At 40.4% G+C, this 11,837-nt stretch carries 11 protein-coding genes; 9 read left to right on the plus strand and 2 right to left on the minus strand.

Features of this window, described 5'->3' with window-relative positions; genetic code table 11:
- The first annotated feature begins 23 nt into the window (after window positions 1-23).
- From T498_RS0111495 to T498_RS0111530, 6 genes are all read left to right on the plus strand, one after another.
- Entirely contained in the window at window positions 24-1,205 is a 1,182-nt protein-coding gene (locus T498_RS0111495) for an SPFH domain-containing protein (protein ID WP_028236029.1), read from the plus strand.
- Between the two features lie 22 nt (window positions 1,206-1,227).
- Window positions 1,228-2,808, plus strand: a complete 1,581-nt coding sequence (locus T498_RS0111500) for a hypothetical protein (RefSeq protein ID WP_028236030.1) — start codon at window positions 1,228-1,230, stop codon at window positions 2,806-2,808.
- Complete coding sequence (locus T498_RS0111505) at window positions 2,792-3,538, plus strand: TPM domain-containing protein (RefSeq protein ID WP_028236031.1); 747 nt, start codon at window positions 2,792-2,794, stop codon at window positions 3,536-3,538. Before T498_RS0111500 ends, T498_RS0111505 begins: the two co-directional genes overlap by 17 nt.
- Before the next feature lie 203 nt (window positions 3,539-3,741).
- Window positions 3,742-4,434: an iron-sulfur cluster assembly scaffold protein gene (locus T498_RS0111515; protein WP_015549537.1), complete on the plus strand. Its 693-nt coding sequence runs from the start codon at window positions 3,742-3,744 to the stop codon at window positions 4,432-4,434.
- A gap of 21 nt (window positions 4,435-4,455) precedes the next feature.
- Complete coding sequence (locus T498_RS0111520; RefSeq protein WP_028236032.1) at window positions 4,456-5,466, plus strand: GGGtGRT protein; 1,011 nt, start codon at window positions 4,456-4,458, stop codon at window positions 5,464-5,466.
- An 867-nt stretch (window positions 5,467-6,333) separates the two neighbouring features.
- Complete coding sequence (locus T498_RS0111530) at window positions 6,334-7,311, plus strand: aldolase catalytic domain-containing protein (protein WP_028236033.1); 978 nt, start codon at window positions 6,334-6,336, stop codon at window positions 7,309-7,311.
- On the opposite strand, the gene T498_RS0111535 is transcribed toward T498_RS0111530, so the two are convergent.
- Window positions 7,308-8,465: a glycosyltransferase gene (locus T498_RS0111535; RefSeq protein ID WP_028236034.1), complete on the minus strand. Its 1,158-nt coding sequence runs from the start codon at window positions 8,463-8,465 to the stop codon at window positions 7,308-7,310. The two genes, T498_RS0111530 and T498_RS0111535, sit on opposite strands and share 4 nt — an antisense overlap.
- A gap of 112 nt (window positions 8,466-8,577) precedes the next feature.
- Between T498_RS0111535 and T498_RS0111540 the strand changes: the two genes are divergently transcribed.
- The 3 genes from T498_RS0111540 to ilvC all read left to right on the plus strand — a co-directional run bounded on the left by T498_RS0111540 (window position 8,578) and on the right by ilvC (window position 10,900).
- Window positions 8,578-9,234: a 4'-phosphopantetheinyl transferase family protein gene (locus T498_RS0111540; RefSeq protein WP_028236035.1), complete on the plus strand. Its 657-nt coding sequence runs from the start codon at window positions 8,578-8,580 to the stop codon at window positions 9,232-9,234.
- Between the two features lie 118 nt (window positions 9,235-9,352).
- A complete protein-coding gene (gene ilvN, locus T498_RS0111545) occupies window positions 9,353-9,853 on the plus strand; it encodes an acetolactate synthase small subunit (protein WP_028236036.1) in 501 nt (166 codons plus the stop codon).
- An 18-nt stretch (window positions 9,854-9,871) separates the two neighbouring features.
- Window positions 9,872-10,900 (plus strand): ketol-acid reductoisomerase, encoded by a 1,029-nt coding sequence (ilvC, locus tag T498_RS0111550; protein WP_028236037.1) that lies wholly within the window; start codon window positions 9,872-9,874, stop codon window positions 10,898-10,900.
- A gap of 104 nt (window positions 10,901-11,004) precedes the next feature.
- Here ilvC and T498_RS0111555 read toward each other — a convergent pair whose 3' ends face one another.
- Window positions 11,005-11,814, minus strand: coding sequence for a hypothetical protein (locus T498_RS0111555; RefSeq protein ID WP_028236038.1), 810 nt, complete (start codon window positions 11,812-11,814; stop codon window positions 11,005-11,007).
- Window positions 11,815-11,837 lie beyond the last annotated feature (23 nt).

The raw sequence follows: 11,837 nt of genomic DNA on the forward strand, positions 1-11,837 counted from the left end.
TACAAAATTAGGGAGGATACAAAATGGGATTAATACAAGCATTCAAGGGCTCTGTTTCTGGAGAGCTCGCTAATCAATGGAAGGAATTATTCGTTTCAGATTCTATGTCTGCTGACACTCTTGTTAAGAGAGCTGATCACAAAGTTTCCGGAAGAAGCACAAATACAAAGGGTGATGCTGATGTTATTACAAAGGGTTCAGCTATTATCGTAAATGAGGGACAGTGTGCTCTTTTAGTAGATAGCGGAAGAATCATCGATGTAGCTGCTGAGGCAGGTGCATACGAGTGGGATGAGACCGGCTCTGCATCAATTTTCGCTGGCGATTTTGCTAACGTATTTAAGGAATTCGGTAGAAGATTTACTTTCGGTGGTGAAAAGCCAGTTCAGCAGAGAGTATATTTCATCAACACAAAAGATATTGTTGGATTAAAGTTTGGCACACCAAGCCCAATTCCATTTAGAATTCTTGACAACAACATCGGCCTTGATATGGATACTACACTTAAGTGCAATGGTAATTACAGCATGAAGGTTACAGATCCTACTCAGCTTTATGTTAATTTGGCAGGAAATGTTAAGGACGAATACACAGTAGAAGATATTCAGGATCAGCTACGTGCTGAATTCATTCAGGCTCTTCAGCCTGCGCTTGGCAAGCTTACAGCTCTTGGTGTTAGACCATCAGCTATTCCTAGCTATACAAAGGAAATGTCTGAAGCTATGAGTGAGGAGCTTGATCAGTCTTGGACAGATAAATATGGTCTTGCAATCACATCTGTTCAGATCCTTTCAACAATCATCCCAGAGGATGACGCTGCAACTCTTAAAGAGCTTCAAAAGTCAGGAGCACTTCGTTCACAGGCTATGGCAGGAGCTACACTTGTTCAGGCCCAGGCAGAGGCAATGAAGAATGCAGCAAGCAATCCAAACGGAGCAGCTATGGGCTTTTTCGGAATGAACATGGCTATGCAGGCAGGTGGAGCAAATGCTGCAGATTTACTTAGTGCAGGAGCAGCTGCAGGTGCAGCTATGAATCCTGGATTTAATCAGGGTATGCAACCACAGGGACAGCCACAGATGCAGCCACAGGCTGGAGCAGCACCACAAGCTGGGGCAGCTCAGGCAGGCAGATGGTTCTGTCCAAATTGCGGCAATGAAAACTTTGGCAATTTCTGCGTAAACTGCGGAACAAAAAGACCTTAAATATAAATCAGGAGAATAATGTATGGCAACAATGTATCCCTGTCCAAGTTGCGGTGGACAGTTGGTTTTTTCGCCATCGAAGCAGAAGTTAAAGTGTAAATCATGCGGAAATTTAACTGATGCGGATAGTTATAATGGTAGTGATAGGGTGAGCATTTCTTCCATCACTACCAATGTATATTCATGTCCAACATGCGGCGGCGAAATTCAATTAATAGACAACGATGGTATGGAATTTTGTCCATTTTGCGGTAATCAGGCAACAATGGAAGAGCATTTTTCTACTGAAGGTGCTCCTAAATATATCTTACCTTTTGCGATTGGTAAGAAGGCTGCTAGAAACAGCTATCAAAAATATGCAGGTAAGATTTCCTATGCACCAGAAGGATTAGATAACGAAGAGAACATCAATAAGATGGTAGGGCTTTATGTCCCTTACAATGTGTATGAGTACAGTGTAAATGACACTATTGAGTACAAAGGAACACATAGCTATTCTAGAGGCTCATACGACTACACTGATTACGCTAACATTAATGCTAATGTAGATATTCAGAATCTAAAGGTTCCATTTGATGCATCTCAATCTTTGGATGATACAGTTTCAGAGCAGATTGAGCCTTTCCCTTCAGCACAGATTAGAGACTTTAATCCTAATTATCTGGCTGGTTTCTATGTTGAGAATTCAACAGTTGATTCTGATTTATATGTAGAAGACTCAGTAGATAAGGCTGCAGATTATCTTTATAAAAAGGTAGTTGATGATGCTAAAGGCTATGAGCCTGATGGACGTTCTGCAAAGCTTATCAAAGAAAGGCTTAAATCAGATTTAGTTGGATGTGGTGTTGGTGGCGCCTATTTCCCAATTTACTTCATGACCACCAAATATAATGATAGAGTTGCATATTCTATAGTAAACGGAGCATCTGGCGCAGCTTACATGGATATGCCTATTGAAAAAAGTAAGATGTTCAAGGGCGGATTGATGGCATCTGGCATCACATTCGTGATATTGTTTTTGTTTTCGCTTATTGCTAATACAATTATCAATATCAAGAGCATGTGTGGCTTTGGAGCATTAATATCAGCAGTTATAGCTTACACTGGCGCATATCTTGCTAATGCTTCTTACCGCAAGGATAATCACTTGGATGATAAGGGCTTCTATCAAAATAGAGACTCCGTTCAAAAGAAGAAGGTTAAAGTTAAAAAGAAAAATGGCCAGATATTTATAATGCTTCCTATATTTCTGATGGGTGGCCTATTGTTTGGTATCTTTTCATTTGGCTCAAAGATTATATCTATTATCGCTACACTTGGTTATCCAGTCAGCGTTGTTCTTATTATAATGGCGCTATTTAAAATCCATAAAGGCAAGAAGAAGGTATTACTTCTTGGTATGTTAGGCTGGATTGCTTCTATCGTTATAAGATTTATGAATATGGTAAATGATATTTATTACTATGGAGCGCTTGCAATTGCGTTCATCGTAATTCTCTTATCTATTACTGAGATGGTAAATACATATAATGTATTTGCAACACGTCCATCTCCTCAATTCTTAAAGAAAGGAGGCGGACTCGACAGTGTTAAAGAACAATAAAATAATTTTAGCATTCATGCTTGGTCTGGCTCTATTGCTTCCTATGAAAGTAGATGCTGAGCCTTCATATTCTAATGTGTATTTGTTTGATGAGGCATCTATTCTCAGTTCTTCAGAAGAAGAGGATATAGTGGAATACTTAGAGACTCTAGACGATGATATTAATTATTTGGTTATCACTTATGATGATTCGGATTTTGGAAGTGATACAGATGAAATGCTTGAAGCGTATTATGACGCTTACTTTTCAAAATATGATGATGGCATTGCCTTTGCTGTGGATATGTATAATCGCGAGATATACATTTCTGGTTATGGTGATATTCAATATAAAATTACAGATGCTGATGCTTATGATATTACTGACAATGCCTACAAGTTTGCTGCGAAAGAAGATTACTATAATTGCATCATAAAAGCTATGAACCAGGCAGACACCCTTGTTAACAAAGGCTTTATCTTAAGACCTATGAAATATCTAGTTTTAATGTTCTTATCGTTAATAATTGGTTATTTGTTTGCGTTCTATAAAGCGATGCTTCAAAGAGCTAATATCAAGATGACAACATCCTACGAAGATATGCTTTTGACTGGAGCGAATATTGCTTCTGGTGTAACTGTTTACAATACCATTAAAAGTCGTCATAGCTCATCTTCCTCAGGTGGAGGTGGCGGAAGCTCTGGCGGCGGAGGTGGCGGAGGCCACTCAGGAGGCGGTCACAGCTTCTAAACATTATGGCAGGACCATTGGCCCTGCCTTTTTTGATGAAAAAGGATGATATTTTTTTAACAAATTGCAAAAGAGTACTTTACTAAGTGACTAGAAAGTGAGAAAATGTAATCAATAACGTCCAAAGTGACGTTTCATAATTGTGGCATTAATGTAGTAGCAATATATTAATGGTATTCACGAACGAAGAAAGGAGTTCTACAATGATTTACACAAAAGAAGTAGAAAACATGTGTCCTGTAGCAAAGGGCGCAAAGCATGAACCAGCTCCTATCCCTGAGGAGGGAAAATGGGTACACGCTAAGCAGATTTCTGACATTAGCGGTTTCACACATGGTGTTGGCTGGTGTGCTCCACAGCAGGGTGCCTGCAAATTATCTTTAAATGTTAAGAATGGTGTTATCGAGGAAGCACTTGTTGAGACAATTGGTTGTTCAGGTATGACACATTCAGCAGCTATGGCTGCAGAGATTCTTCAGGGAAAGACAATCCTTGAGGCTCTTAATACAGACCTTGTTTGTGACGCTATCAACACAGCTATGAGAGAGCTTTTCCTTCAGATCGTTTACGGACGTACACAGTCTGCATTCTCTGATGACGGACTTGCAGTTGGTGCTGGTCTTGAGGATCTTGGAAAGGGTCTTCGTTCACAGGTTGGTACAATGTACGCAACAAAGGAAAAGGGCGTTCGTTACCTTGAGATGGCTGAAGGCTATGTAACAGGTATCGCTCTTGATGCTGATAACGAAGTTATCGGTTACCAGTTTGTTTCTCTTGGAAAGATGACAGACTTCATTAAGAAGGGTGATGATCCTAACACAGCATGGGAGAAGGCAAAGGGCCAGTACGGTCGTGTTGACGATGCTGTTAAGATTATCGATCCACGTCAGGAATAATTATAGAAAGGAGAAACAATAATGTCTTTATTTGAATCATACGAAAGAAGAATTGATCAGATCAATGCAGTTCTTAATCAGTACGGTATCAGCTCAATCGAAGAAGCTGAGAAGATTACTAAGGACGCTGGTCTTGATGTATACGAGCAGGTAAAGAAGATTCAGCCTATCTGCTTCGAGAACGCTTGCTGGGCTTACACTGTAGGTGCTGCAATCGCTATTAAGAAGGGTTGCCGTAAGGCTGCTGATGCAGCTGCAGCAATCGGAGAGGGCCTTCAGGCTTTCTGTATTCCAGGTTCAGTTGCTGACCACCGTAAGGTAGGTATTGGCCATGGTAACCTTGGAAAGATGCTCCTTGAGGAGGAGACAGAGTGCTTCTGTTTCTTAGCAGGTCACGAGTCATTTGCTGCTGCTGAAGGTGCTATCGGTATCGCTGAGAAGGCTAACAAGGTTCGTCAGAAGCCTCTTCGCGTTATCCTTAACGGTCTTGGAAAGGACGCTGCACAGATTATTTCTCGTATCAACGGTTTCACATTTGTTGAGACAAAGTACGATTACAAGGAAGCTAAGCTTAACATCGTTTCTGAGAAGGCATACTCAAACGGTCTTCGTGCAACAGTTAAGTGCTACGGCGCTGATGATGTTCAGGAAGGTGTTGCTATCATGCACCATGAGAACGTAGGTGTTTCTATCACAGGTAACTCTACAAACCCTACTCGTTTCCAGCATCCAGTAGCTGGTACATACAAGAAGGAATGTATCGACCTTGGTAAGAAGTACTTCTCAGTTGCTTCAGGTGGTGGTACAGGACGTACACTTCACCCAGATAACATGGCAGCAGGTCCTGCTTCATACGGTATGACAGATACTCTTGGACGTATGCACTCAGATGCTCAGTTCGCTGGTTCATCTTCAGTTCCTGCACACGTTGAGATGATGGGTCTTATCGGTATGGGTAACAACCCAATGGTAGGTGCTACAGTTGCTGTAGCCGTATCAGTTGAGGAAGCTGCTACTGCTGGTAAGTTCTAAATTACATTTTTGGGGAAGCTGAAAGCTTTCACAAAATTGTACTGGAGGGCTCAAATCTCCGAAGGAGATTTCTTTTAAATGAGCCCGACTGTCATTGTTTTATTCAAAGCCCTCGGCATAGCCGAGGGCTTTTTTGATGCACCCACATGGGCCCCGCCTGTATACACTATAACCCAGCCCCAGTAGGGAGCTCGTGGCCTGTGGGGACTAGGAACATCGCCTGCGGCTTAAGATTATCTAGGTGCCAAGTGTCGCATCATTTATTGTGCGTGTTCTTTAAATTCTTTGCAATCCGGAGACGGCTGTGCGCATAATACAGACACACACTACTTATTAATAAGTTACCAATACAATCTTAGAACTAATTGCGTGATTTTGGAGTGAACCTAGAAAAATAGAAGCAGGTTTTGAAATATATAGGTAGGCGCTGCCATGGACGGCAGCGCAAGTGCGTAAGCGACAGGACGTCGCATGGAGCACGGTACCTAGATATTCAAAACCTGCTTCGTTATTTTTCTTGGAGAACGGAGTATGAACGCAATTAGTCTAAGCATTGTTTGGTAACTAATATTTTACATATAAGTGTCTGTATTATGCGTACAGCCGCCGCCGGATTGCAAAACCAATTAAAGTACACGCACTGAATGCTCCCTTTTGGCACCAAGATAATCTAAAGCCTTGCGAAATCGTTCCTAGTCCCCGCAGGCCACGGGCTCCCTACTGGGGCTGGATTCGAAATCTACGCGGGGTCCATGTGGGGGCGGGGGCATAGGGCTAGCCGAGGGCTCTTGTAATTTAGGTGGATTATTGGTATACTATAGGCACTTTAATACTTTTAATCACTAAAGTGAATGGAGGACTAGAAAGATGAAAAAAGAGATATCCAAGCTTTTGGAAGTGAGGGAGAGCGTAAGGGTTGTGGACGCAACATTGCGAGATGGAGGATTGGTAAATGATTTTTATTTTACTGATGAGTTCGCAAAGGCTCTTTATTTGACTAATGTGAAGGCTGGGGTTGACTATATGGAAATGGGGTATCGTGCTGATAAGGAGCAATTCGATGTAGATAAATTCGGCCCATGGAAGTTTTCATCAGATGAATATATTAGAAAAATTGTGGGTGATAATGATACTGACCTTAAGATTGCTATTATGGCGGATGTAGGAAGATGTAATTATAAAGAGGATATTCACCCTAAGGCTGAAAGTCCGGTAGATTTGATTCGTGTTGCAACATATCTTCATCAGTTGCCAGGTGCAGTTCAAATGATAGAGGATGCTGCAAAGAAGGGATACGAGACCACTTGTAACATTATGGCTATTTCAACAGCTTCAATGGAAGATATTAAGTCGGCGTTAGATATTGTCTGCCAGACACCTATTTCATGTATTTATATAGTTGATAGCTATGGTTCATTATATCCAGAGCAGACAGAGCGTATTGCGGATATGTATTATGAAATTGCTTCTAAGTACGGTAAGAAAGTGGGTATGCATGCTCATGATAACCAGAAGCTTGCATTTGCCAATACAATCGAAGCTTGTGGAGATATGGTAGATTATCTTGATGCAACATACTGCAGCATGGGACGTGGAGCAGGAAATTGTGCAATGGAGCTTTTGCTTGGATTCCTTAAGAATCCTAAGTATAAAGAGAGATATGCCATTAAGTTTGTTGAGGATTATATGCTTCCTCTTAAGGAGCAGGGTGTTGTTTGGGGATATGATATGCAGTATTTGACAACAGGTCTTTTGAATCAGCATCCTAGAACAGCAATCCAGTTTACAAAGGATGGCAGAAAGGATTATTTTGCATTCTATCAGGAGATGCAAAATATCGATTAATGGATTGCCTTTGTAATTAAATCGGCGATATTAGCCCAGGTGTGTTTTGAATTTGCGATTTCAAAGCCGCCTTGGGCTATTTTTTTAAGCTGTGAAAGGTTATCAAGGCTACGGTCTACTTTGTCTGCCACCTGATTTAAGTGATCTAAGTCGTAGAATAATATGTTTTCGTTGTCTTTGTATTCTTCAAGTAAGAGAGTGGTTGGGTCTGTTAGAGAAACGGCTCCGTTTAGCTGGGCGGAAAAGACTCTGTCATGGCTGCCGGCTTTAAAATTAGGCATTATATTTACGGATATTTTTGCTTTTGAAAATACTGTAAATGTCAGGTTGAATGGGATTTCCCTGTGCAGTGTGGCATTCTTCAAATCCAGCTCTTCCCAAAGGGCACCAAAGATGTCAAAGGAATGCTGGCATTTGTCCAGGTTTAATACCAGATTTTTCCTGTTGATGCAGCGCACGTAAGCATCCGCAAGGTAAAATGACTGCGTGTGCAGTGGTAAGTCAGAATTGATGTAATCGTAGATTTCGTTTTCAGCTAAGGTTGTGACAGCATCTTCTATTGTAAGAGTGCTGTCAGCTGTCATCATATCTATTAATTCGTAGACGTTTTTGGCGAGAAAATCCGGCATTTTATTTATGGCTGTTTCCAAGCGCGTAGGGTCGGTGTAAGTGCCAGATAATAATATATCGTATTGACGATTTTCAAAATCATCCCAATTGATGGAGTCGTGGCCAAAGGCCAGCTCACCAGTCATAGGTGTAACTAAAACTGATTTAATGTGAGGGTAGTATTTTAAAATGTAATCCTTGTGCTTTGAATCAAGGCAGATTACATGAAAGTTTTCTATTTTGTGTTTTAGTGAATCGTGGTGATATAGGGGATGGTCAAGAATGATGTCGAAAAATGGGGCATCCACATGATTTAAGAAGTAGGAATCATCGTCCATAAGTGCTCTAGGTAAGTCGGAGTTAAAATCAATCATTGCATCGAAATGAGTACCTACGTAACGCTCTAAATCATCAAGGGCATCCTCATCTACTTTGAAGTACTCAACACTGTGGCCAAGTTTAGTGAGGGCATTGCCTAAGGCATCTCCAAAATAAAGGTAGGAATTGTAGCATACAGTTTTCATTTCAAAGATAAGAAATTTCATATTTTTAGCTCCCGTTTAACCCCTATTAATAAAGAATCGTTCACAAAAATTTTATCATATTTAATTCTCACTATGTTATACTTTTTATATGAATTCTAACTAGGGGGAGACTATGATTAAAGCGGCAGCATACAATTGTGAAGCACTACAGAATCCTTTCATTTTTGATGAGGTGTACAGCTTGATTAGTCCGCAACGCAGAGAGCATGTCGATCAGGCTAAGACACTTAAAGGAAAATGTGAGAGGCTGGGTGCTGCGCATCTTTTGGAGAAGCTTCTTTGGGAAAATCATATACAAAGACCCTATGTGTATAGCACCACATCGCAGGGAAAGCCAATGTTCATTCAACCTAAGAATGTTGACTTCAGCATTTCTCATTCTAATTATTTCGCAGTAGCAGCAATTTCAGATAAGCCGGTAGGGATTGATGTGGAACGCATCCGTCCGTACGATAGAGATTTGGTTAAGCGTTTCTTTACCAAATATGATTTAGAATACCTGGATTCCATCAAAAAGTCCGAGGTAGATAAAAAGTTTACTGAGGTTTGGACCTTCAAGGAGGCTACCTGTAAAATGATGGACAGGCCATTGATGCAGATTCTTCAGTGGGTAGATTATAGCGAATACTGTGATTTTGAGAAGGGTAATAGATACTGGACGAAGCAAGGTTTTGAGTTCAGAGATTTCTATATTACATTATGTTACGAGGATAAAAGACAATCCATTCAAATGGGACTTTATAATCCTTATGATGGAAAATATTATTAATATTCCTCATAGTTGTGAATTATTGATATTGACATATCAAATGATTGTGATAGAATTCTAAATAGTTTCGTACTTCAAAGCACTAAAGTGTTTTGGATTATAGTTATAGGAGATTTTTATGGAGTCTAAAAAAGTTCTTTCAATACTAGTAGAAAATACACCAGGTCTTACAAGTCGTATTTCGGGCTTATTTTCACGTAGAGGATACAATATAGATAGTTTCTCAGCTGGAGTTACAGCTGACCCTAGATATACAAGAGTTACAATTGTCACACATGGTGATGAGATGATTCTTGAGCAGATTGAAAAGCAGGTTTCAAAGCTTACTGAAGTAGTTGATCTCAAAGTTTTGGAGCATGGACAGTCTGTTAAAAGAGAGCTTATGCTGGTTAAGATTTCAGCTAGAAATAATGATAGACAGGATGTACTTACAATTGTGGAGATTTTCCATGGCAAGGTTGTAGATGTCACTCATGATTCAATGATTCTAGAGCTTACAGGAAATCAGGATAAGCTGGAAGCATTTTTAGATATGCTAGGAGACTATGATATTCTTGAGCTTGCACGTACAGGTCTTACAGGCCTTACACGTGGCTCAGAGGACGTAGTTATATTATAAAATAGGAGGATAAAAAGAATGTCACAGGAAGCAAAGATCTATTATCAGGAAGATTGCAATCTTTCATTATTGAAAGGTAAGACAATAGCTATTATCGGTTATGGTAGCCAGGGTCATGCACACGCACTCAACCTTAAGGAGAGTGGTTGTGATGTCATTATCGGTCTTTACGAAGGCTCTAAGTCATGGGCAAAGGCTGAAAAGCAGGGACTTACAGTATACACAGCTGCAGAAGCAGCAAAGAAGGCTGATATCATCATGATTCTTATCAACGATGAGAAGCAGGCTGATATGTACAAGGCTGACATCGAGCCAAACCTTGAGGCAGGCAACATGCTTATGTTTGCTCATGGTTTCAATATTCACTTTGGTTGCATCAAGCCACCAGCTGATGTTGATGTTACTATGATTGCACCAAAGGCTCCAGGTCACACAGTACGTTCAGAGTATCAGGCAGGAAAGGGTACACCTTGTCTTGTTGCTGTATACCAGGATGCTACAGGAAAGGCTCTTGATCTTGCACTTGCTTATGGTGCTGGTATCGGTGGAGCTCGTGCTGGTATTCTTGAGACAACATTCAGAACTGAGACAGAGACAGACTTATTTGGTGAGCAGGCAGTACTTTGCGGTGGTGTTTGTGCTCTTATGCAGGCTGGTTTCGAGACTCTTGTTGAGGCTGGATATGATCCAAGAAACGCATACTTCGAGTGTGTACACGAGATGAAGCTTATCGTAGATCTTATCTATCAGTCAGGCTTTGCTGGAATGAGATATTCTATTTCAAATACAGCTGAGTACGGTGATTACATCACTGGACCAAAGATTGTTACAGAGGATACAAAGAAGGCTATGAAGCAGATCCTTTCTGATATTCAGGATGGTACATTTGCTAAGGAATTCCTTCTTGATATGTCTCCAGCTGGACGTCAGGTTCACTTCCAGGCAATGAGAAAGCTTGCAGCTGAGCATCCAGCAGAAAAAGTTGGTGAGCAGATCCGTAGCCTTTACTCATGGAACAATGAGGAAGATAAGTTCATTAACAACTAGTTATAGTGGAAAGCCCTAATTGCCGTAGGCGATTTAAATGGGTTACTGACCTTATAAAAAAGCCACCGAAAACTTTTAGTTTTTGGTGGCTCTTATATTAAGTGCTAAGCATCACGGAAATTCTTGTTTCTGAAGAATTTATATAGATGAGAAGATATTTTAATTTCAGTATATACATCAGCATATTCTCTTGGTGAATACTCAGTGATGTAGTTGATAGGAAAAGATTTTGTCATGCCTCTGGCCCTGCACAAATCTACAGCTTTATTATAGGCAATGGCAGCGGTAGCTTCGTTGTTGTATCGGCCCACAATGAAATCACCATTTAGATGAATTTTTGCTGCGTATATTATTTTTCCTTTTTTCTCTTCTTTATATACTCCGTGATATTTATTTACTACTACAATGTTTGAATACCTAAAATCAGTATCGTCACCGTTGGCAAACTGATAATCACGGCCTTTTACGCTATAGGGCTTGATTCCGTAGCGACCAAGGATGTTGTATTGCATTCCGTAGTCGTTTACAAACATGTGACCACCTCGATTTTGAATCTTGTGGCTGGAGTAGTAGAACAAATCATCATTATCAAATTTTAGAATAGTGGATTTATCCAAGTAATAGAGAAAATAGCTTTTCTGTAGGTAGATTGGATTTTTTATATATATGCCATTATCTCTAAAATTGATAAGGGTTATGCATTTTTCGAAGGAAAGTGTATGTATGTTTTGAAGCAGATTATCAAGGGTGATGGTGCTATCTTTAATTAATAGTCTTGCTTCATCATAAGCTTTTGTGCAATCAGATTCAGCGTTAAAGCTACCGATACTGATGTGCTTACCGCTGTAGGTTATGCTACCACGGTAGTAAGATCTGCCATCTTTGCGAGTGGCTACGCTAACGCCTGGTTTCATAGAGCTTTGCCTCCTTTTCCATA

The sequence above is a fragment of the Pseudobutyrivibrio sp. MD2005 genome (assembly GCF_000621865.1).
Lineage (GTDB): Bacteria > Bacillota > Clostridia > Lachnospirales > Lachnospiraceae > Pseudobutyrivibrio.